This is a genomic window from Duganella sp. HH101 (assembly GCF_001758795.1).
GTDB lineage: Bacteria > Pseudomonadota > Gammaproteobacteria > Burkholderiales > Burkholderiaceae_D > Rugamonas > Rugamonas rivuli.
In genome coordinates, this window is the sequence record NZ_LRON01000026.1 from 65,584 (window position 1) to 85,307 (window position 19,724).

Consider the following 19,724-nt stretch of genomic DNA (forward strand, 5'->3'; position numbering starts at 1 on the left):
GGTGCGGATCACTCCGCACCGGGCTTTTTTTTTGACTGCTTGAATATGAACGACAAGAAAAACTACGGCTTCACCACCACCATCCTGCACAACGATCGCCAGAAGGGCATCGAGCACGGTTCGCTGCACAAGCCCATCCACACCTCGGTCGCCTTCGGCTACGCCGACGCGCGCCAGCTGGCCTCGGTATTCCAGGGCAAGGAGCCGGGCTTCCGCTACGGCCGCCAGGGCAATCCGACCATCTCCGCGCTGGAAGACAAGGTCAACAAGATGGAGCAGGGCGTCGGCACGATCTGCTTCGCCACCGGCATGGGCGCGATCGGCGCCGTGTTCCAGTCGCTGCTGCGCGCGGGCGATCACGTGGTGTCGTCGTCGTTCTTGTTCGGTAACACCAACAGCCTGTGGCAGACCACCATGGCGCAGGGCGTGGGCGTGTCGTTTGTCGACGCCACCGATGTCGCCAACGTCGCCGCCGCCATCACCGAGCAGACCCGCGTGGTGTTCGTCGAAACCATTGCCAACCCGCGCACGCAAGTGGCGGATTTGAAGCGCATCGGCGAGCTGTGCCAGCAACGCGGCATCCTCTACATCGTCGACAACACCATGACCACGCCTTACCTGTTCCGTCCGAAGTCGGTCGGCGCCGGGCTGGTGGTCAACGCGCTGACCAAGTCGATCGGCGGCCACGGCAACGCGCTGGGCGGCAGCCTGACCGATACCGGCGCCTACGACTGGACCCGCTTCCCCAACATCTACGAGAACTACAAGAAAGCCGCGCCGCTGCAATGGGGCCTGGCGCAGATCCGCGCCAAGGGCTTGCGCGACTTCGGTTCCTCGCTGGCGCCGGAAGCGGCCCACCACATCGCCGTCGGCGCCGAGACGCTGGCGCTGCGCATGGAACGCACCAGCGCCAATGCGCTGGCGCTGGCCAGGTTGCTGGAATCGGACGAGCGCGTGGCGGCCGTCTACTACCCTGGCCTGGCCTCGCACCCGCAGCACGCGATCTCCAGCGAACTGTTCCGCAGCTTCGGCTCGCTGCTGAGCTTTGAGCTGAAGGACGGCATCGATTGCTTCGATTTCCTGAACCGCCTGAAGCTGGCGATCCCGGCCTCCAACCTGGGCGATACGCGCACGCTGATCATCCCGGTGGCGCACACCATCTTCTTCGAGATGGGCGCCGAGCGTCGCGCTTCGATGGGCATCGCCGAATCGCTGATACGGGTGTCGGTGGGCATCGAGGATACCGACGATCTGTTGGATGATTTCACCTGCGCGCTGGAAGCTTGCTGATCCCTGTCGCCGGTTGTGATAATCTAAGCTTTCAATTTTACTAAGCACGGGGGAGGCGTCATGAGAGCAGCATGGGTTCTGGCTTTGACCGTGCTGTCGAGTAACGCCCTTGCCGAAGAGCCGACGCGCCGCCTGGCCCGGCAAGCCGAGATCGAGTACTACACCAGCCACTACGACGGCGCCGATATTGCCCTGGCCCGCTTCGAATGCCAGCCGCCCTACATTCCGATGCGCCCGGCCACGGCCGGCCGCGCAGCGGTGGCGCAGACGCTGGCCGCGTGGCGCGCCTGCTACGACAGGTTCCTTGCCAACTACAACGCTGCGCTACCGGTCGGCAAGAGCATCCCCGCCGATCTGGCCGACCTGATGACCGACGATGAGATGAGCGCCGCGCAAACGCTGATGAGCCAGGTGTTCGTCCAGGTGGCCGACGACGCCAAGCGTCAGGCCGACGCGGTCACGGTGGCGGAGGCCGCGTGGGAAGGCCGGCGCGGCGACATCGCCTTGAGCGCGCGCGAGCTGCCGCACCTGCCGGTAACGGCCGGCAAGCGCTGAGCAGCCGCCGTTTGGCAGGAATTGACGCAATATTGTCTGTCCGTCGCCGCTGGAAGTTTGCTAGTCTGCGCGGCATGACTACCCCATTCCCCCTGAAGCACATGCTCGCCCTGCTTGGCGGCGCGCTGCTGGCCGCCGCCGCGCAAGCGGCCCCGGCCAGCGACGCCGAGTTGCTCGCCATGATGAAAACCCGCGTCGATGTCGACCACGCCGGCACCGGCATGGTGATCGGCATCATCGACGCCAAGGGTAGCCATGTGCTGGCCTACGGCAGCCTGAGCGAGGGCGGGGCGCCTGTCGATGCGGATTCGGTCTACGAGATCGGCTCCATCACCAAGGTGTTCACCGCCACGATCCTGAGCGACATGGCTCTGCGCGGCGAAGTGAACCTGGCCGATCCGGTGGCGCGCTACCTGCCGGCTGCAGCGGCGCCGCCGGCTTTCGGCGGAAGGCAGATCACGCTGGCGGACCTGTCGTCGCAGGTGTCCGGCATCCCAAGCATTCCTTCCAACCTGGCGCCCAAGGATGACGACAATCCCTTCGCCGATTACACGGCGCCGCAGCTGTACGAATTTGTGCACGGCTTTACGCCTGCGCGCGCGGCGGGCGAACGTTACGAATATTCGAATGCCGGCGTCGGCCTGTTGGGCCATGCGCTGGCGCTGCGCGCCGGCGTCGATTACGAAGCCCTGGTGCGCCAGCGCATCACCGGCGCGCTGGGCATGAGCAGCACGGCCGTCGCGCTGACGCCCGCCATGCGCCGGCATCTGGCCATCGGCTACGGCATGCCGGGCGTGGTCGCGGTCAACTGGGACATGCCGGTGCTGGCGGGCATGGGCGCGCTGCGCTCGTCGACGGCGGACATGCTGAAGTTTGTCGGGGCCAATATGGGATTGCTGAAGACGCCGCTATACGGCGCGATGCAGGCGGCGCATCGGCCGCGTCATGCGATCGAGGGCAGGGAGGGCGCGTCGGTGGCGCTGGGGTGGCATGTGCTGGAGCAGCACGGTTCGCACATCGTCTGGCATAACGGCGGCACGGGCGGCTACCGTACGTATATCGGCTTCGACACCGGCACGCAGCGGGGCGTGGTGCTGATGTCGAATTCGCACATGGGCTCGGACGATATCGCCAGGCGGGCGCTGAACAGCGCCTTCCCGCTTATCGTGCCGAAGCCTATGGCTATGTAAGGCTTAGTGCCAGCTGCGCATCAGGCCGACCGCCAGGCCTTCCAGCGCGAACTCGTCCGCTTCAGGATCGACCTTGATGATCTTGAAGTCCGGGTTTTCCGGCAGCAGCTCCACGGTGGAGCCGGTCTTCCTGTAGCGCTTGACCGTGACGTCGTTGCCGATGCGGGCCACGACGATCTGGCCATTCTTGGCGCTGTCCACTTTCTTCACGGCCAGCAGGTCGCCGTCCATGATGCCGGCGTCGCGCATCGACTCGCCGCGCACCTTGAGCAGGTAGTCCGGGCGGGAGGAGAACATGGCCGGGTCGACGCTGTAGCTGGTTTCCAGGTTTTCCTGCGCCAGGATGGGCGAGCCGGCGGCCACGCGGCCGATCAGCGGCAGCGACATCATCAGCGACACCGGTACTTTCGGCGTGGCCGGTTCGGCGTGCACGCCCAGCAGGCGGATGCCGCGCGAGGTGCCGGCGGCGATCTCGATCGCGCCCTTGCGCGCCAGCGCCTGCAGATGCTCCTCGGCCGCGTTGGCGGATTTGAAGCCCAGTTCGTTGGCGATCTCGGCGCGGGTCGGCGGGAAGCCGGTGTTCTCGATGGCATCCTTGATCAGATTGAGAATTTGTTCCTGTCTTGCGGTGAGCTTGATCATAGAGTGCTTTGGGCCTGTGTATATAGACAGTCTGTATTTTTGTACAGTGTGAAGCGAAATGCAAGGGAATTTGTTGCTTTGCGCGAAATAAATTCATGGTGGGGTCAAGTCTGACATTTGGACACGACCTCGACCGTAGCGACGCACTACGGTCGAGGTCGTGTCCAAATGTCAGACTTGACCCCGGATTGTTTTTTGCCGGAAAAGCTGATATAGTCGCGGGCTTACCTCTTCCCACACCTGTCTTGACGCCAGGGTGGGCTATATTCACAGTCCTTAAGGGAGTTTGTATGCGTCACTATGAAATAGTATTTATCGTCCACCCGGACCAGAGCGAGCAAGTGCCCGCCATGATCGAGCGTTACAAGACCTCGGTTACTACCCGCGGCGGCGCCGTGCACCGTGTTGAAGATTGGGGTCGTCGTCAGATGGCTTACTCGATCCAGAAACTGGCTAAAGCACACTACATCTGCATGAACATCGAATGCGACAACGAGACCCTGGTCGAGCTGGAAACCGCCTTCAAATTCAATGATGCCGTGCTGCGTCACCTGACCGTCAAGATGAAGAAAGCGGAAACCGCTCCTTCGCCGATGATGAAGTCGGTACAACGTGAAGATGCAGCGAAATCGCATCGCACCGAAGCTCCAGCAGTTGCTGCTGCTCCTGCGGCCTAATTGTTGTCAGGAACCGAGCTGAACCAGCTCCAGTTTATTGCCCTCATCGCCGAACGGGACGCCTTGCGCTACACCCCGGCCGGCATGCCGATCGTCAATGCTGTACTCCAGCACCGGTCGCAGCAGATGGAGGCAGGCATTGCCCGATTGAGCGAGTTTGAAATTTCCGCGGTTGCCGCGGGCGAGATTTCAGGCCGCTTCAGTCAGGCGCCACTGGCCGGCATGTATCAGTTCACCGGGTTCCTGAACAAGAAGAATCGCAATAGCAAAAGCCTGGTGTTTCACATCATTGATTTTAGTGCTGTCCCAGACAGCTCAATTTAGATACAGGAGCCTAAAATGGCATTCGGTAAAAAGTTCGACAAAAACAAGCTCAAGCTGAAAGAAAAGCGCAAGCAACAAAATCCACTGTTCAAGCGTAAGAAGTTCTGCCGCTTCACCGCAGCAAACGTTGAACAGGTTGACTACAAAGACGTCGACACCCTGAAAGACTTCGTCCAGGAAAACGGCAAAATCATGCCAGCACGTCTGACCGGTACCAAAGCGCACTACCAGCGCCAAGTTGACACCGCAATCAAGCGCGCTCGCTACCTCGCGCTGCTGCCTTACACCGATCTGCACCACGCTTAATCGCGTCGTCTAGATAAGATCCTGGAGAAGAACTATGCAAATCATTCTGTTAGAAAAAGTCGTCAACCTGGGCAACCTGGGTGAAGTCGTTAAAGTTAAAGACGGTTACGCACGTAACTTCCTGATTCCGCAAAAAATGGCCCGCCGCGCTACCGCGTCCGCCGTTGCTGAATTCGAAGTCAAGCGCGCTGAACTGGAAAAAGCTGCTGCTGAAAAGCTGGCCGCTGCCCAAGCCCAAGGCGAGAAACTGAACGGCATGACCGTGAACGTTTCGCAAAAAGCTGGTGTTGACGGCCGTCTGTTCGGCTCCGTCACCAACTTCGACATCGCTGAAGCCCTGACCAAAGCTGGTTTCGCTGTTGAAAAAGCTGCTGTGCGCATGCCTACCGGTCCTCTGAAGACCGTTGGCGAGCACCCAGTCAGCGTTGCTCTGCACACCGACGTGGTGGTGGAAGTGACCGTTGCTGTCGTAGGCGAAGCCGCCTAATATCAGACCGGACGGCAACGTCTGGTCGGTATAGCAACACATTGAAAAAGCCGGGCTTGCCCGGCTTTTTTCTCGTCATAAATTTGTAATACGGCTCAAGCAAGCAGGTATAATTCGCGCCATGAACGCCCCCTCCGATCCGCAAGTAGATTCACTCCGCGTCCCGCCGCATTCCATCGAAGCAGAACAGTCCGTCATCGGCGGCCTGCTGCGCGATAATGCGGCGTTCGACCGCATTGCGGACATGATGAACCCCGAGGACTTCTACCGCTACGACCACCGCATCATCTTCGAGCAGATCGTCAAGATGATCAACGGTTCGCGTCCGGCCGACGTCATCACCGTGTTTGAAACCCTGTCCCAGCTGGGCAAGGCGGAGGACGTGGGCGGCCTGACCTACCTGAACGCGATGGCGCAAAACACGCCATCGGCCGCCAACATCCGCCGCTATGCCGAGATCGTCCGCGATCGTTCCATCCTGCGCCAGCTGATCACGGTCGCCGACGAAATCTCCGGCCAGGCCTTCAGCCCGCAGGGCAAGGAAGTCAAGCAGATGCTGGACGAGGCGGAATCGAAGATCTTCGCCATCGCCGAGCAGGGCGCCCGCGGCGCCGCCGGCTGGATACCGGTGCAGCCGCTGCTGACCCAGGTGGTCGAGCGCATCGACGAGCTGTACTCGCGCGAAAGCCAGTCCGAGATCACCGGCGTGCCGACCGGCTGGATCGACCTCGACCGCATGACTTCCGGCCTGCAGCCGGGCGACATGGTGGTCGTCGCCGGCCGTCCGTCGATGGGCAAGACCGCGTTCTCGATGAACATCGCCGAGAACGTCGCGGTCGAAGAGGGCCTGCCGGTCGCCGTGTTCTCGATGGAGATGGGCGGCGTGCAGCTGGCCATGCGTATGCTGGGCTCGGTCGGCCAGCTGGACCAGCACCGCCTGCGTACCGGTAAGCTGAACGACGAGGATTGGCCGCGCCTGACGCACGCCATCCAGAAAATGAACGACGCCCAGGTCTATATCGACGAGACCCCGGCGCTGAACCCGATCGAAATGCGCGCCCGCGCGCGCCGCCTGTCGCGCCAATGCGGCAAGCTGGGCCTGATCGTGGTCGACTACTTGCAGCTGATGACAGGCTCGACCCAGGGCGACAACCGCGCCTCGGAGATCTCGGAAATCTCGCGCTCGCTCAAGGGCCTGGCCAAAGAGTTGCAGTGCCCGGTGATCGCGCTGTCGCAGCTGAACCGCTCTCTGGAGCAACGCCCCAATAAACGTCCCGTCATGTCCGACTTGCGCGAATCCGGCGCTATCGAGCAGGACGCGGACGTCATCATCTTCTTGTATCGCGACGAGGTCTACAATCCGGACTCGCCCGATAAGGGAACGGCCGAGATCATCATCGGTAAGCAGCGTAACGGCCCGATCGGCTCGGTGCGCCTGACCTGGATCGGCCAATACACGAAGTTTGGCAACTACGCCGGTAATCTGGCGCTGTACCAAGGCGACTAATCTTTACGCCGTCCCGTACCCGGGGGCGGCGATCTGCAGTACACATTTACGGAGAATAAAATGTTTGGACGTTTGATGCCCACCGAGGGCAAATTTTTTGACCTGTTTAACCAGCACGCCGACCTGTGCGTCAAAGGTGCAAAAGAGATGCTGGGCCTGATGTCCAATTTCGACGATCTGGAAAACCGCGTGCACGCCATCGAATCGATCGAGAAGCAAGCCGACAAGATCACCTACGCCACCGTCGACCTGCTGCACAAGACCTTCATCACGCCGATCGACCGCGACGACATCCACAAGCTGATCACCCGCATGGATGACATCCTCGACCTGCTGGAAGACGCCGGCCAGACCGTGTCGCTGTACGACCTGCACTCGGTGACGCCGGAAGCCAAGCGCCTGGCCGAACTGGTGCTGGCCTGCACCGAGAAGGTCCAGCAAGCCGTGGCCCTGCTGCACAATATGGACAACTCGCGCCAGATCGTCGCCATCTGCGAAGAGATCGACCGCCTGGAATCGGACGCCGACCACGTGATGCGCGCCGCCATGTCCAAGCTGTTCCGCGACGAACCGGACGTGCGCAACCTGATCAAGATGAAAGCCATCTACGAAATCCTGGAAACCGTGACCGACCGTTGCGAAGATGTGGCCAACATCATCGAAGGCATCATCGTCGAAAACGCATAACTACAAAAAGAATCGTCCAATATGCATACCCTACAAATCAGCATCTACGTGCTGGTCCTGCTGATCGGCCTGGCGCTGGTGTTCGACTTCATGAACGGCTTCCACGACGCCGCCAATGCGATCGCCACCGTCGTCTCGACCGGCGTGCTCAAGCCGCAGACGGCCGTCGCCATGGCCGCGCTGTTCAACTTCATCGCCATCTTCGTGGTCGGCCTGCACGTGGCGTCCACGGTGGGCAAGGGCACCATCGATGCCGGCGTCGTCGATCAATACGTGATCTTCGGCGCGCTGGTCGGCGCCATCGTGTGGAACCTGTTCACCTGGTACTACGGCATTCCTTCGTCGTCCTCGCACGCGCTGATCGGCGGCCTGGTCGGCGCCGCGGTGGCCAAGTCCGGCACCAGCGCCCTGATGGGCGACGGCCTGCTGAAGACCGTCAAGTGGATCATCATTTCGCCGCTGATGGGCTTTGTGTTCGGCTCCATCATCATGCTGATCGTGTCCTGGCTGTTCGTGCGCTCGACGCCGCGCCGGGTCGACAAGTGGTTCCGCCGCCTGCAACTGGTGTCGGCCGCTTCGTACAGCCTGGGCCACGGCGGCAATGATGCGCAAAAAACCATCGGCATCATCTGGATGCTGCTGATCGCCGTCGGCCAGGTGCCGGTGGACGCGTCGGCGCCGCCGCTGTGGGTGGTGATCTCGTGCTACGGCGCGATCTCGTTCGGCACCCTGTTCGGCGGCTGGCGCATCGTCAAGACCATGGGCCAGAAGATCACCAAGCTCAAACCGGTGGGCGGCTTCTGCGCCGAAACCGGCGGCGCCATGACCTTGCTGATCGCTTCGCACTTCGGCGTGCCGGTCTCGACCACGCACACCATCACCGGCGCCATCGTCGGCGTGGGTTCGTCGCAGAAGATGTCGGCCGTGCGCTGGGGCGTGGCGGGCAACATCGTCTGGGCCTGGGTCTTCACGATACCGGCTTCGGCGTTTGTCGCCGCGCTGGCGTTCTGGGTCGGACACCACATCATGTAAAACAAAAGGGAGCCTCGGCTCCCTTTTTTTACGCCTGCTCAGCCAACGGCGCGGGCGCCGCGTGGCGCCAGAGCGCGGCGGAGCTCAGCAGCAACAGCGTGCCGGCGCCGAGGAACAGGGCGCCGGTGCCGATCTGCGCCATCAGGCCGGCCGCCGCCAGCGACAGCGGCGTGATGCCGACCGACGCCAGCGCCAGCACGCTCATGGTCCGACCCAGCATATCGCTGCGCACGCTGCCTTGCAGCCAGCTCAGCACCTGGATGTTGACGTAGCCGGCCACCGCGCCGAGCAGGGCGGCGTCCAGGCCCACCCACCACAGCGGCAGTGGCAAGGCCAGTCCGGCCAGCAGCAGGCTGAGCGCAAACGACGCGGCCGCCGCGCTGCGATGCACCGTCAATGGCGAGCGCCATTTGGCGGCCAGCGCCAGGCCGAGCAGCGAGCCGGCGCCGGCGCACGCCATCAGCAGCCCCAGTCCAGAAGAACCGTGCCGCTGGCCGGCCAGCACCACCAGGCCGATCTGCGTCGCGCCGGTCGCACAGAAATTGATGCTGGCGAAGCTGATCAGCACGGCGCGCAGTCCGGCATCGCGCCAGACGTAGCGCAGGCCGGCGGCGATGGCCGGCATGATGCCGCCGGCCTCGGCGCCGGGCGTCGCCGTGCGCGGGCGGGCGGCCATGCACAGCAGCACGATGACGATGTAGGCATAGCTGGCCGCGTCGGCGATGAAGACGAACAGCAATCCGTAATGGGCGATCAGCAGGCCGCCCACGGCCGATCCGGCCAGCACGCAGATCTGCATGCTCGATTGCAGCAGCGCGTTGGCGCGTTGCAGTTGCTCCGTCGGCAGCAGTTCCGGCAGCAGCACGCGCAGGGCCGGCGAGGTGAAGGCGTCGGCCACGCCGAAGCAGAAGGCGATCAGATACAGCAGCTGCAGGTTCAGCGCCTGCCGCTGCAGCAGCAGGGCGATCAGCGCCACGCACAGCGCCTGCGCCGTGTAGGCCACGGCCAGCACCGTGCGCGCGGGGAAGCGGTCGCTGACGGCGCCGCCCAGCAGCATCAGCAGCGCGCGCGGAATCGCCAGCGCCATCATGACGGAACCGAGCGCCAGGCTGGAGCCGGTCATCCGCAGCACCAGCCAGGGCAGGGCCAGCATGAAGCCGACATCGCCCAGCTGCGAAATGGTCGAACCCACCCAGACATGCTTGAACCGGCTGTTCATATTGATCCCAAAAAGTGAATGTGTGTTTACATTCGCATATTTCGACGGAATTGTCTATCATGCCGTGCATGAGCCCAAACAAAATCGTCGCCGCGCCCCAGCAAAAGCGCAGCCAGGCCACGCTGGAGCGTCTGTTGAACGCCACCATCCGCTCGCTGGCCGAGCACGGGCTGGAGGGTACGGTGATCCCGCGCATCGCCGCGCTGGCCGAGGTCGCGCCGGCCAGCGTCTATCGCCGCTTCGTCAACAAGGATGCGTTGATGCGGGCGGCCTTCCTGCACCTGCTGGAGCGCAGTAACGAGGCGAACAAGAGCCAGCTGCCGGCGATGCTGCAGCATCCCACCTTGCGCGCAAGCGCCGACGCGCTGATACGGCTGATGTTTTTGCAGTACCGCCAGCACCCGCGCCTGCTGCGCGCGCTGGCGCGGTTTATCGACGCCGACACCGACACCGCGTTCGTTGCCGCCGCCCGCGCCATCATGGAAGAGAATGTCCAGCTGTCCGTGCAGTGCCTGCTGGTGCATCGCGGGCAGATCCGCCACGCCTCGCCCGAGCGCGCGCTGCGATTCGCGGTGCTGCAGGCCATCACATCGATCGAAGCGATCGCGCTGGAGCCGATGTCCTTGTGGCATAACGTGATACCGGAGCCGGATGAGGCGTTGGCCGGGGACCTGGCCCGCAGCTTTGTCGCCTACCTGAGTTGAGTCGGCGTGCAGTAAAATCGCGGCATGAAGAAAATTGATTTTGCCCAGTTGATGCAACTCGCTCAAGCTTCCGCCGGCATCGCTGCGCCGTGCAGTTGCAATGCGGTGTCGCTGGCAGCCTGGCAGCGGCTGCCGACCTCGCTGGAGCTGGACCGCTTCGAGGAAATCGGCACGCTGATGGACGATCCCTACGACGAGCCGACCTTCGCCGAATACCACCCGCATGGCACGCGCTACGAGAGCGACGATGCGCCCATCGTGCCGCGCTATTATCCGTGCAACCGCAGCCAGCTGGCGCGCTGCCTGGATTGCGGCCGCCACTACCTGCGCTACAACGAGGCGGGTGGCTACTTCACCGAGCTGCGCATCCGCGCGCTGCAACCCGGGCTACTGGTCGACGCCGCCCTGTAAGCCCAGCATGCGCGCCGCCATGGCGCGCGCCAGCACGGCCGGCGCGGGCACCGCCACCGGCAAATCCGTGAACGCTTCGTCGATGGCCAGATTGGCCAGCCCGTGCGCCAGGCTCCAGCCGGTCAGCGCCAGTTCCGGGCCGCGCGCCGCGTCGAAGGCCGTGGCCGCCGTGACCAGCACATGGAACGACGCTTCCGCCGCCTGCTTCAACTCGGGGTAGCGCGATTTCTGCGCCAGCAGGGGGCCGAACATCAGGCGGAACTGCGCCGGCCGCGCGCGGGCAAATTCCACATACACCTCGCAGATATCCATCAGCCGCAGGCCCTGGCCGCGCGCGCCATCGGCGTCCGCCGCCGCCATCGCCGCGGCCAGCGCGGCGAAGGCCCGGGCCGCCACGGCGGCCAGCAAATGCTCGCGGCTGGGGAAGTGGTGATACGGCGCGGCATGCGACACGCCGGCCGCCTTGGCGACCTCGCGCAAGGTCAGCGCCTGCGCGCCGTTCTGCGCCAGCAGCAGGGTGGCGGCATCGAGCAGGCTGTCGCGCAGATTGCCGTGGTGGTAGGGTTTGGTGCTCATAGAGTTATCTTGACACGAGAAAGATATCGTCGCACTATACAGATCTTTCTTGTGTAAAGATTGGAGGCGATCATGTACCACTTTATCGTTGGCCGCAAATTGCAGCGGGCGTTCAGGGACATCAACGCGGGCGCTTACGAGCGCGTGCTGCCGCAGTTCGCCGCCGCGCACCGCCACCTGATGCACGGCCACCATCCGCTGGCTGGCGAGCGCCGCACGTTGGCGTCGACGACGCAGTGGTATGCACGCCTGAAGCGGCTGCTGCCCGGACTGCGCTTCGACATCGACGCCATCGCCGTCACTGGCTGGCCGTGGCGCACCATCGCCACCGTGACGTGGAAGGACCGCTTCACGCTGCCCGACGGCAGCACCGGCGCCAACCAGGGCGTGCATGAGTTCGAATTGCGCTGGGGCCGCGTGCACAAGCTGGAGGTGCATTGCGACACGGCGAAACTGGAGAACTACTGCCGCAGCATGGCAGCCGCCGGCATCGCCGAAGCCGCCGCCGCGCCGATCAGCGATGTTTGAAAATGGCGTGCTTAGTCGAGCAACCAATTTTGGATGGTAATGCCGGGATAGTCAGAAAAATCCGCGCTGCGTGATCGATGCCGGTTGATTCTTCATCAGGTAGATGCACGTATTGGTATCCAACATGTACGTAGCCATTACAGCTCCTCGCGCTCGCGTTGCTCTTGTGGCCCGCGACCTTCGGCCATGAAGTCAGGCGAGAACCTGGCGAATATTTTCAGTACGCCAGCCAGCGACCGCCGCACAGGCCGGATCCGGAGTTCGTCGCCGATCCGTTCGATTTCCAGCGCGATATCTGTGCGTGCATATGCCAGCTCGGCAGGGATGCGAACCGCTTGGGAGTTGCCGTTCTTGAACGCTTTTGTCGTACGCATTTTCATCTCCGATGACGCTCAATGTAGGTCGAAATCCCTCCCATGTAAATCAGCGTGTGTACATGAATTGGTGTATCCCGACCTGGGTATGAAAAATAGCTGGCGCAAAATAGGCTATCATGCCGCCTCTTTACCCGTTTGATCGTTTCCTCCATGATAGTTCCCCGCAGCAAGCACTTTTCACCGCGCCGGAGCAGGCTGGAGGCGTTGGTGAATCTCGTCCTGATGGGGGGCGTGGTCAGTGCGCTGAGTTACCACTGCGGGCTGCACGGCCGCCTCGGCGTGACGCGCCATGCGATCGCGCTGCCGGAAGGCAAACGCCTGCCGCGCCCGATCAAGATCGCGTTTGCCTCGGATTTCCATGCTGGCCCGCCCACCCACGCGGGCATCTTCCGTGACCTGTTTGCCGCCGTCGCGGCCGAACAGCCGGACGTGCTGCTGCTCGGTGGCGATTACGTCTCCGGCCAGGCCGCCAATATCGCCGTGATGTGTCCGCCGCTGGCGGCCTGCCAGCCGCCGCTGGGCAAGTTCGCGGTGCTCGGCAATCACGACCTGTCGACCGACGACGGCGACATTTGCCGCCGCCTGGAGACGGCCGGCGTGCAGATGCTGGTCAACCGCGCCGTCCAGCTGCCTGCGCCGTTCGGCGCGGTGTCGATCTGCGGCCTGGACGATCCCTGGACCGGCGAACCCAACGCCGCGGCCGCCTTTGCCGGCGTCGCCGACTCGGACGTGCGCGTGCTGCTGATGCACGCGCCGGACGGCCTGCTGACGGTGGCCGAGCGGCAGTACGACGTCGCCTTTGCCGGCCACACGCATGGCGGCCAGATCGCGCTGCGCGACGGCACGCCGCTGGTGCTGCCGGAAGGTCCGCTGTCGCGTCCCTATCATTACGGACGCTTCCCGGTGCGCGGCAATGGCGAGCTGATCGTCAGTCGTGGCGTGGGTTGCAGCCGGATCCCGGTGCGCATCAACGCCGATCCGGAACTGGTGATCTGTACTGTGCAATAATCTGCACACCATGCATACCGACATCCAACTCCAAACCGAAGATCCCGCCGCGCGCGAATCCCTGTTGTTGATGGAAGAGTTGTCGACGGCGCTGGAAGCCATCACCGGCGACAGCGGCAACGCCTCGTTCGACGTCAACGATGTCTACGGCCCCGCCGGCTGTTTCGTGGTGGCGCGCGACGCCAGCGGCCACGCGCTCGGCTGCGGCGCGCTGCGGCCGCTGGAGCCCGGCGTGGCCGAGATCAAGCGCATGTATGCGCGCCACGGCACCAGCGGCGTCGGCAGCGCCGTGCTGCGTTTCCTGGAGGATGAGGCGCTGGCCATGGGCTACCAGGCCGTGTGGCTGGAGACGCGGCTGGTCAACCGCCGCGCCGTCGATTTCTACGAAGCGCGCGGCTATCAGCGCATCGCCAACTACGGCAAATACATCGGCAACCCGCTGGCCGTCTGCTTCGAAAAACAATTGCCCGCGCCGTAACAGCTTGATAGCACGCCGGCCTTAAGCGCACGTTAGCTGTCAGCCTGGTCTTACAAGCAGAGGGCCCTTACGCTGCTTACGCGCACGCCTGAAGCCTGCGACAATGTTGCCTGAATTTTAAAGAAGACATTGGCTATCATGAAAATCATCGATCAGCGCTACCTCGCCAGCGACAACCGCTACTCCTCACAACCTTGCTTGCTCAGCATACTGGAGCTGGACCGCGACGCGCCCACGCCCGCCGCCATCAGCGCGCTGGAGCGTCGCCTGCAAGCGATCCTGCCGGGCCTGCGCCGCCAGCGCAACCTGGTGGGCAAGCGCTGCGCCGAGGTGCCGCCGCTGGTGCAACTGGTGCAGCAGGTGGCGATGGAATTGCGCCGCCTGGCTTTCAATGAAGTGACCTTGGGTTTCGTCGGCGTGGTGCCGCATATGCGCGGCCGCTACCGCCTGGTGCTGCCGTATTCGGCCAAGGCCGCCGTCGCGCCGGCGCTGGCCATGGCCACGCAGCTGGTGGACCGCCAACTGGCCGGCCGCGCTTTCAATCTGCAAGCCGGCCTGACGCGCCTGCGCGCGCTGGCCGACCGCCGCAGCATGCCGCGCAACGGCAAGCGCGCCTACTTGATGCAGACCGCCCGCACCATCTTGATGTCGGTAATGCCCAGCAAGACCTTCTCGATGCCGTCCATCTTCAAGGTCAGCATGCCGTCTTCCAGCGCGGCCGCCAGCAGCTGAGCAACCCGCGCATGTTCCTGCAGCAGCTTCTTGACCTTGTCGCTGCCTATCATCAGTTCGTGCAAGCCGACGCGGCCCTTGTAGCCCTTGTTGCACTCGTCGCAGCCGACCGCGCGGTATAGCGTGAACTTGCCGTCCTTGGCGTAGCGCTGGCGCCAGCCGTCCAGCACGGCGGCGCGCCCGGCGGCGGCATCCTTGATGAAGCTCTCCGTGTTGAGCAGCTCTTCGCAAAACTCCGTCAACAGCAGCTTCAACTCCTCCTCGCTCGGCTGATAGGCCTGCTTGCACTTGCCGCACAGGCGCTTGGCCAGCCGCTGCGCCAGGATGCCCAGCAGCGCGTCGGCGAAGTTGAACGGGTCCATGCCCATGTCCAGCAGCCGCACGATCGATTCCGGCGCGCTGTTGGTGTGCAGCGTGGCGAACACCAGGTGGCCCGTCAGCGAGGCTTCGATGCCCATGCCCACGGTTTCCTTGTCGCGCATCTCGCCGACCATGATGATGTCCGGATCGGCGCGCAGGAAGGCCCGCATCACGGTGGCGAAGTCCAGCCCCGCCTTGCGGTTGACCTGCACCTGGCGCAAGCCTTTCTGCGTGATCTCGACCGGGTCTTCGGCGGTCCAGATCTTGGTGTCCGGCGTGTTCAGGTAGTTCAGCACCGAGTGCAGCGTGGTGGTCTTGCCGGAGCCGGTCGGACCGCAGACGAAAAACAGGCCATACGGTTTCTCGATGGTGGCGCGCAGGCGCTCCAGGTTGAACGGCAGCACGCCCAGCTTGTCGAGCGGGATAGGTTCGCCGGCCGCCAGTATCCGCATGACGATGTCCTCGACGCCGCCGGCCGACGGTATCGTCGCCACCCGCAGCTCGATGTCCAGCGGGCCGTACTTCTTGAACTTGATCTTGCCGTCCTGCGGCTTGCGCCGCTCGGAGATGTCGAGGTCGCACATGATCTTGACCCGCGCCACCAGCGCGCTGCGGTAGGAGGCGGGGATCTCGATGTAGGGCACCAGCGTGCCGTCCTTGCGGAAGCGGATGCCGGTCTTGCCCTTGCCGGGCAGCGGTTCGATGTGGATGTCCGACACGCCCTGGCGGTAGGCGTCGACGATGATCTTGTTGAGCAGCTTGACCAGCTCGTTCTCCACCGCCTCCGACACTTCGACCGGGCCGCCTTCGCCGTCGGCGTCGTCATCGTCCATGCCCGACAGCAGCTCGCCGACGCTGCCCATGTCGCTGGTGGCGCCGAAGAAGTGCTCCAGCATCTGGCGGAACTCGCGGTTGCTGGTGACGCGGTACACCGGCTTGGCCTTGGGGAAGATCTGGTTGACGATGTGGGTGTGCGCCACCCGGTCCGGGTCCAGCGCCACCACCAGCATGCCGTCCTTGCCGTCCTCCAGCGGCATCCAGCCGGATTCCTCCACGTACTGGCGCTTGAGGTTTTTCAGCAGTTCCACCGGCTTGATGCGCTCGGGGCGGAAGTGTTCGTACGGCACGCTGAAGTGCCGCTCCAGCGAGGCGCCGATGGCCGCCAGCTTGACCTGGAACTCATCGATCAGCACATCCTCGACATCGAGCTCCTTCTTGCGGGCTGAACGCGTGGCCAGCTCCAGTTCGGGCAGCGACAGCACCGCGTCCGTCACCAGTCCGTCATATTTCGTGCGTACCATCTGCGGTGGTTTCATGCGCTGGCTGAAGGCCACCGACAGTGTGTCGCACAGCTCCTTGACGCCGGCCTCGGCGATGGCGGAGAAGGGGCAGCGGTCGCGGTTGTTGATGAACTGCACTACGCCCAGCAGCTCGCGCGATTGCACCGAGATCAGCGGCGCCACCAGCATCTGCTTGGTGCGGTAGCCGGTGCGCTGGTCCACGCCCTGCTGGAAGCGCAGCTCCGGCGAGTAGCGCGACAGCTCGGCCTGGTCGTAGACGTCGGCGAGGTTGACGGTCTTGCGGGTCAGCGCGACGTAGCCGGCGATGGAGGCCGGCGTCACCGCCAGCTTGAGGTCGCGGAACGAGGTCAGCCCGGTCTTGACCTTGGAAACGATGTAGTCTTTTTCATGGTCCATCGCGTACAGCGTGAAGCGGTCGCAATTGAACAGGTCGCAGAACTCCATGCCGAGGTCGAGCATGATCTCGTCCAGGTTGCTGGTGGCGTGGATCTTGGTCGTCACCGTTTGCAGCTTCTGGAAAAACGCCAGCCGCAGGTCGACATCGCTGGGGTGTGGACTGGGGGTGCCGGCGTCGTTCATGATCGCTTTCGCTAGGTCAAGTGAACTTCCATGCCTTCATAAGCGAGGAAGACCTTCAGATCACCCAGCAGCGGCGCGTGGCGCGCCATGACATCGGCGAACACGGCTTCGAGTTCGTCGTCGCTGCGGGTCGGTTCATGATGGGTGCAGTATAGCGCTTTGGCGCCGGTGCGCAGCGCCATGGCGAACGCGGAATCGAAGGTGCCGTGGCCCCAGCCCTGCTTGGCCGGATATTCCTCGCGGGTGTAGGAGCAATCGACGATCAGCGCGTCGACGCCTTGCACCACGGCGTCGATCGCCGTGTTGCGCTCCGCCATCCACCGTTCGTAGGCGGCGTGCTCCGGGTGGCCGGACGGGTGGATGTTGTAGTGCGGCTCATGGTCGCCGGTGAAGAACACGGACTTGCCGTGGCATTCGATGCGATAGCCGAGGTCGGTCACGGGATGGTTCATCACCACGTTGCGCACCAGCGCGTCGCCGACCTGGACCGGCTCGTCGATGGTGAGCGTCTGGTATTCGATGGTGGCGTCCATCTGGGTTTCGCTGACCGGGAAGTAGCTGTTCTGCAGCTGCACGCCCATCACGTGCTCGATGCCGTTGCCGGTGACGGGGTCGGTGACGCCGTGCAGGCGCACGCGGCTGCCGCGCACGAACAGCGGCGTGAAGAAGGGCAGGCCGTGGATGTGGTCCCAGTGGCTGTGGGTGATGAAGATGTTGGCGTGGATGGGCGCTGTCTGGTTCTGCAACAGGGACTGGGCCAGCGAGAATATGCCGGTGCCGCCATCGATGACGATCAGGGTGTCGTTGTCGGTGCGCACTTCGATGCAGGTGGTATTGCCGCCATAGCGCGCGGTGCGCGGGCCGGGGGAGGGTATGGAGCCGCGCACTCCCCAAAAAATAAATTTCATACAAAGTCCCTGTTTTTTTCGCTCTATGCTACGGCCGATGATAGCTTTTTTTCCCGGCAACAGGGAAAAACCCGACACTGGCCGGGGTAATTTTGTGTCATGGACCATTTCCCGATGTACAACAGCTTGCGCTGGAGCTACACTTCCAAAGGACTCCTGCGCGCCCTGCCGCAGCGAGCGCTTCTCCAACAGGTGTCGAAAAAACAACCATGCAAGAGTTGAATCAAACGCAGATCGCCCAGCGGCTGGACCAGCTGACCGAACTCAGTGTCGAGCTGGGCAGCAGTCACGATACCGAGACGCTGTTGGAGCGTATCCTGATCGTTGCCAAAAGCATGACCAACGCCGACGGCGGCACGCTGTACCGGCCCAGCGAGGACAAGCGCTACCTCGATTTCACGATCCTGATCAACGACACGCTGCAGACCCACCAGGGCGGCGTCAACGGCGCGGCGATCACCGCGCCCGGCGTGCCGCTGTTCGACGACAACGGCGAGAAGAACCTGGCCTCGGTGGCGGCCTACGCCGCCCACTTCGGCCTGTCGGTCAACATCGAGGACGTCTACAAGGCCGACGTGTTCAACTTCTCCGCCATGGTCAAGTTCGACCAGCTGCGCCACTATCATTCGCAATCGTTCCTGACGGTGCCGATGAGCGACCACGAGGGAGAGCTGGTCGGCGTGCTGCAGCTGATCAACGCCAAGGACGACAGCGGCGCGATCCGCGCCTTCAGCCAGACCGACCAGCGCTTCATCGAAGCCCTGGCGGCGCAGGCCGCCGTGGCGCTGACCCACCAGCGCCTGATCGCCCAGTTGGAGGAGCTGCTGGAATCGCTGGTCAACCTGATCAACATCGGCATCGATGAAAAATCGCCGTACACGGGCCGCCATTGCCAGTTCGTGCCGGAGCTGACGATGATGCTGGCCGAGGCCGTGCACAACACCGAGACCGGCCCGATGGCCGATTTCCGCATGAACGACGCCGACCGCAAGGAGCTGTGGCTGGCCGGCCTGCTGCACGACTGCGGCAAGATCACCACGCCGGTGCACGTGGTCGACAAGGCCACCAAGCTGGAAACCATCTTCGACCGCATCGCCCTGATCGACACCCGCTTCGAGGTGCTGCTGCGCGACGCCGAGATCGCCGCGCTGAAGCGCCAGGTGGCGGCCGGCGGCGACCAGGCCGCCATCGCCGCCATCGCGCAGGAGCTGGCTGAACAGCAGGCGACGCTGCGCGCCGAGCGCGACTTCATCCGCGACGCCAACGTCGGCGGCGAGGGCATGCAGGCGGCCGACCAGGACCGCGTGCGCGCCATCGCCCAGCACCGCTGGACCGGCCCCGACGGCGTCGAGCGCGACTTCCTCGACGCCGACGAAGTGATGAACCTGACCATCAAGTTCGGCACGCTGACCGAGTCCGAGCGCAAGGAAATCAACAACCACATCTCGATGACGATCCGCATGCTGGAGGCGCTGCCGTGGCCCAAGCACCTGAAGAACGTGCCGGAGTACGCCGGCGGCCACCACGAGCGCATGGACGGCAAGGGCTATCCGCGCGGCCTGACCAAGGACCAGATGTCGGTGCAGGCGCGGCTGATGGCGATCGCCGACATCTTCGAGGCGCTGACCGCCAAGGACCGCCCCTACAAGAAGGGCAAGATGCTGTCCGAGTCGCTGCGCATCCTGGGCAACTTCTCGCTCAACGGCCACATCGATCCCGACCTGTTCGACATCTTCATCCGCAGCAAGATCTACCTGGAGTTCGCCCACAAGAACATGGACGAAAAACAGATCGACGTCATCGACGAAGCCAAGATCCCCGGCTACACGCCCTAAGCCGGGCAAGG

General features: G+C 63.6%; 23 protein-coding genes. 17 read left to right on the plus strand and 6 right to left on the minus strand.

The window, feature by feature from the left end; translation table 11 throughout:
- The first annotated feature begins 45 nt into the window (after positions 1–45).
- From DUGA2_RS28240 to DUGA2_RS28250, 3 genes are all read left to right on the plus strand, one after another.
- The gene (locus tag DUGA2_RS28240) at positions 46–1,290 is read left to right on the plus strand and encodes a cystathionine gamma-synthase family protein (protein WP_070272681.1); all 1,245 of its coding nucleotides are present in this window, start codon (positions 46–48) and stop codon (positions 1,288–1,290) included.
- Positions 1,291–1,350: 60 nt separating this feature from the next.
- On the plus strand, positions 1,351–1,845 hold the full coding sequence (locus DUGA2_RS28245) for a hypothetical protein (protein WP_070272680.1): 495 nt from the start codon (positions 1,351–1,353) through the stop codon (positions 1,843–1,845).
- 74 nt (positions 1,846–1,919) lie between these two features.
- Positions 1,920–3,035 carry a serine hydrolase gene (locus DUGA2_RS28250; RefSeq protein WP_083296512.1) on the plus strand — a complete coding sequence of 372 codons (1,116 nt, stop codon included), beginning with the start codon at positions 1,920–1,922 and terminating at the stop codon, positions 3,033–3,035.
- 3 nt (positions 3,036–3,038) lie between these two features.
- On the opposite strand, the gene lexA is transcribed toward DUGA2_RS28250, so the two are convergent.
- Positions 3,039–3,677 (minus strand): transcriptional repressor LexA, encoded by a 639-nt coding sequence (gene lexA / locus DUGA2_RS28255; protein ID WP_008450946.1) that lies wholly within the window; start codon positions 3,675–3,677, stop codon positions 3,039–3,041.
- A gap of 290 nt (positions 3,678–3,967) precedes the next feature.
- Between lexA and rpsF the strand changes: the two genes are divergently transcribed.
- From rpsF to DUGA2_RS28290, 7 genes are all read left to right on the plus strand, one after another.
- Positions 3,968–4,354 (plus strand): 30S ribosomal protein S6, encoded by a 387-nt coding sequence (gene rpsF / locus DUGA2_RS28260; protein WP_070272678.1) that lies wholly within the window; start codon positions 3,968–3,970, stop codon positions 4,352–4,354.
- Positions 4,355–4,372: 18 nt separating this feature from the next.
- Positions 4,373–4,678 (plus strand): primosomal replication protein N, encoded by a 306-nt coding sequence (priB, locus tag DUGA2_RS28265; protein ID WP_043482237.1) that lies wholly within the window; start codon positions 4,373–4,375, stop codon positions 4,676–4,678.
- A gap of 15 nt (positions 4,679–4,693) precedes the next feature.
- A complete protein-coding gene (gene rpsR / locus DUGA2_RS28270) occupies positions 4,694–4,984 on the plus strand; it encodes a 30S ribosomal protein S18 (protein ID WP_008450941.1) in 291 nt (96 codons plus the stop codon).
- Positions 4,985–5,018: 34 nt separating this feature from the next.
- Positions 5,019–5,471: a 50S ribosomal protein L9 gene (gene rplI / locus DUGA2_RS32975; RefSeq protein ID WP_008450939.1), complete on the plus strand. Its 453-nt coding sequence runs from the start codon at positions 5,019–5,021 to the stop codon at positions 5,469–5,471.
- A gap of 121 nt (positions 5,472–5,592) precedes the next feature.
- Entirely contained in the window at positions 5,593–6,978 is a 1,386-nt protein-coding gene (locus DUGA2_RS28280) for a replicative DNA helicase (protein ID WP_008450937.1), read from the plus strand.
- A gap of 60 nt (positions 6,979–7,038) precedes the next feature.
- A complete protein-coding gene (locus DUGA2_RS28285) occupies positions 7,039–7,665 on the plus strand; it encodes a DUF47 domain-containing protein (RefSeq protein WP_070272676.1) in 627 nt (208 codons plus the stop codon).
- Positions 7,666–7,686: 21 nt separating this feature from the next.
- Positions 7,687–8,697, plus strand: a complete 1,011-nt coding sequence (locus DUGA2_RS28290) for an inorganic phosphate transporter (RefSeq protein ID WP_008450933.1) — start codon at positions 7,687–7,689, stop codon at positions 8,695–8,697.
- A gap of 28 nt (positions 8,698–8,725) precedes the next feature.
- Here DUGA2_RS28290 and DUGA2_RS28295 read toward each other — a convergent pair whose 3' ends face one another.
- Complete coding sequence (locus tag DUGA2_RS28295) at positions 8,726–9,916, minus strand: MFS transporter (RefSeq protein WP_070272675.1); 1,191 nt, start codon at positions 9,914–9,916, stop codon at positions 8,726–8,728.
- A gap of 68 nt (positions 9,917–9,984) precedes the next feature.
- Here DUGA2_RS28295 and DUGA2_RS28300 point away from each other — a divergent pair, with 68 nt between their 5' ends.
- Together DUGA2_RS28300 and DUGA2_RS28305 are read left to right on the plus strand one after the other, a co-directional pair.
- Positions 9,985–10,620, plus strand: a complete 636-nt coding sequence (locus DUGA2_RS28300) for a TetR/AcrR family transcriptional regulator (protein WP_070272674.1) — start codon at positions 9,985–9,987, stop codon at positions 10,618–10,620.
- A 24-nt stretch (positions 10,621–10,644) separates the two neighbouring features.
- Positions 10,645–11,031, plus strand: a complete 387-nt coding sequence (locus DUGA2_RS28305) for a hypothetical protein (protein ID WP_070272673.1) — start codon at positions 10,645–10,647, stop codon at positions 11,029–11,031.
- On the opposite strand, the gene DUGA2_RS28310 is transcribed toward DUGA2_RS28305, so the two are convergent.
- On the minus strand, positions 11,008–11,607 hold the full coding sequence (locus DUGA2_RS28310; RefSeq protein WP_070272672.1) for a TetR/AcrR family transcriptional regulator: 600 nt from the start codon (positions 11,605–11,607) through the stop codon (positions 11,008–11,010). The genes DUGA2_RS28305 and DUGA2_RS28310 overlap by 24 nt on opposite strands.
- A 72-nt stretch (positions 11,608–11,679) precedes the next feature.
- Between DUGA2_RS28310 and DUGA2_RS28315 the strand changes: the two genes are divergently transcribed.
- The gene (locus DUGA2_RS28315; RefSeq protein ID WP_070272671.1) at positions 11,680–12,135 is read left to right on the plus strand and encodes a nuclear transport factor 2 family protein; all 456 of its coding nucleotides are present in this window, start codon (positions 11,680–11,682) and stop codon (positions 12,133–12,135) included.
- Between the two features lie 137 nt (positions 12,136–12,272).
- On the opposite strand, the gene DUGA2_RS28320 is transcribed toward DUGA2_RS28315, so the two are convergent.
- Positions 12,273–12,509 carry an antitoxin gene (locus DUGA2_RS28320; protein WP_070272670.1) on the minus strand — a complete coding sequence of 79 codons (237 nt, stop codon included), beginning with the start codon at positions 12,507–12,509 and terminating at the stop codon, positions 12,273–12,275.
- Between the two features lie 210 nt (positions 12,510–12,719).
- Here DUGA2_RS28320 and DUGA2_RS28325 point away from each other — a divergent pair, with 210 nt between their 5' ends.
- The 3 genes from DUGA2_RS28325 (at position 12,720) to DUGA2_RS33225 (ending at position 14,730) form a co-directional block, all read left to right on the plus strand.
- A complete protein-coding gene (locus DUGA2_RS28325; protein WP_229214789.1) occupies positions 12,720–13,520 on the plus strand; it encodes a metallophosphoesterase in 801 nt (266 codons plus the stop codon).
- 10 nt (positions 13,521–13,530) lie between these two features.
- Entirely contained in the window at positions 13,531–13,998 is a 468-nt protein-coding gene (locus DUGA2_RS28330; RefSeq protein ID WP_070272669.1) for a GNAT family N-acetyltransferase, read from the plus strand.
- A 138-nt stretch (positions 13,999–14,136) separates the two neighbouring features.
- Positions 14,137–14,730, plus strand: coding sequence for a hypothetical protein (locus DUGA2_RS33225; protein ID WP_141753404.1), 594 nt, complete (start codon positions 14,137–14,139; stop codon positions 14,728–14,730).
- On the opposite strand, the gene DUGA2_RS28335 is transcribed toward DUGA2_RS33225, so the two are convergent.
- Together DUGA2_RS28335 and DUGA2_RS28340 are read right to left on the minus strand one after the other, a co-directional pair.
- Positions 14,613–16,970: a GspE/PulE family protein gene (locus DUGA2_RS28335; RefSeq protein WP_070272667.1), complete on the minus strand. Its 2,358-nt coding sequence runs from the start codon at positions 16,968–16,970 to the stop codon at positions 14,613–14,615. The genes DUGA2_RS33225 and DUGA2_RS28335 overlap by 118 nt on opposite strands.
- An 11-nt stretch (positions 16,971–16,981) precedes the next feature.
- Entirely contained in the window at positions 16,982–17,878 is an 897-nt protein-coding gene (locus DUGA2_RS28340) for an MBL fold metallo-hydrolase (RefSeq protein ID WP_070272666.1), read from the minus strand.
- 209 nt (positions 17,879–18,087) lie between these two features.
- Between DUGA2_RS28340 and DUGA2_RS28345 the strand changes: the two genes are divergently transcribed.
- Complete coding sequence (locus DUGA2_RS28345; protein ID WP_070272665.1) at positions 18,088–19,713, plus strand: HD family phosphohydrolase; 1,626 nt, start codon at positions 18,088–18,090, stop codon at positions 19,711–19,713.
- Positions 19,714–19,724: the final 11 nt, after the last annotated feature.

Bases quoted from the DNA above. Each gene is read 5' to 3' on its own strand.
- DUGA2_RS28340 (WP_070272666.1), bottom strand. From the start codon at position 17,878: ATGAAATTTATTTTTTGGGGAGTGCGCGGCTCCATACCCTCCCCCGGC.
- DUGA2_RS28240 (WP_070272681.1), top strand. From the start codon at position 46: ATGAACGACAAGAAAAACTACGGCTTCACCACCACCATCCTGCACAAC.
- DUGA2_RS28345 (WP_070272665.1), top strand. From the start codon at position 18,088: ATGCAAGAGTTGAATCAAACGCAGATCGCCCAGCGGCTGGACCAGCTG.
- DUGA2_RS28300 (WP_070272674.1), top strand. From the start codon at position 9,985: ATGAGCCCAAACAAAATCGTCGCCGCGCCCCAGCAAAAGCGCAGCCAG.
- DUGA2_RS28285 (WP_070272676.1), top strand. From the start codon at position 7,039: ATGTTTGGACGTTTGATGCCCACCGAGGGCAAATTTTTTGACCTGTTT.
- rplI (WP_008450939.1), top strand. From the start codon at position 5,019: ATGCAAATCATTCTGTTAGAAAAAGTCGTCAACCTGGGCAACCTGGGT.
- DUGA2_RS28335 (WP_070272667.1), bottom strand. From the start codon at position 16,970: ATGAACGACGCCGGCACCCCCAGTCCACACCCCAGCGATGTCGACCTG.
- rpsR (WP_008450941.1), top strand. From the start codon at position 4,694: ATGGCATTCGGTAAAAAGTTCGACAAAAACAAGCTCAAGCTGAAAGAA.
- DUGA2_RS33225 (WP_141753404.1), top strand. From the start codon at position 14,137: ATGAAAATCATCGATCAGCGCTACCTCGCCAGCGACAACCGCTACTCC.
- DUGA2_RS28315 (WP_070272671.1), top strand. From the start codon at position 11,680: ATGTACCACTTTATCGTTGGCCGCAAATTGCAGCGGGCGTTCAGGGAC.
- DUGA2_RS28295 (WP_070272675.1), bottom strand. From the start codon at position 9,916: ATGAACAGCCGGTTCAAGCATGTCTGGGTGGGTTCGACCATTTCGCAG.
- DUGA2_RS28310 (WP_070272672.1), bottom strand. From the start codon at position 11,607: ATGAGCACCAAACCCTACCACCACGGCAATCTGCGCGACAGCCTGCTC.
- DUGA2_RS28290 (WP_008450933.1), top strand. From the start codon at position 7,687: ATGCATACCCTACAAATCAGCATCTACGTGCTGGTCCTGCTGATCGGC.
- DUGA2_RS28320 (WP_070272670.1), bottom strand. From the start codon at position 12,509: ATGCGTACGACAAAAGCGTTCAAGAACGGCAACTCCCAAGCGGTTCGC.
- DUGA2_RS28305 (WP_070272673.1), top strand. From the start codon at position 10,645: ATGAAGAAAATTGATTTTGCCCAGTTGATGCAACTCGCTCAAGCTTCC.
- DUGA2_RS28330 (WP_070272669.1), top strand. From the start codon at position 13,531: ATGCATACCGACATCCAACTCCAAACCGAAGATCCCGCCGCGCGCGAA.
- rpsF (WP_070272678.1), top strand. From the start codon at position 3,968: ATGCGTCACTATGAAATAGTATTTATCGTCCACCCGGACCAGAGCGAG.
- lexA (WP_008450946.1), bottom strand. From the start codon at position 3,677: ATGATCAAGCTCACCGCAAGACAGGAACAAATTCTCAATCTGATCAAG.
- DUGA2_RS28250 (WP_083296512.1), top strand. From the start codon at position 1,920: ATGACTACCCCATTCCCCCTGAAGCACATGCTCGCCCTGCTTGGCGGC.
- DUGA2_RS28245 (WP_070272680.1), top strand. From the start codon at position 1,351: ATGAGAGCAGCATGGGTTCTGGCTTTGACCGTGCTGTCGAGTAACGCC.
- DUGA2_RS28280 (WP_008450937.1), top strand. From the start codon at position 5,593: ATGAACGCCCCCTCCGATCCGCAAGTAGATTCACTCCGCGTCCCGCCG.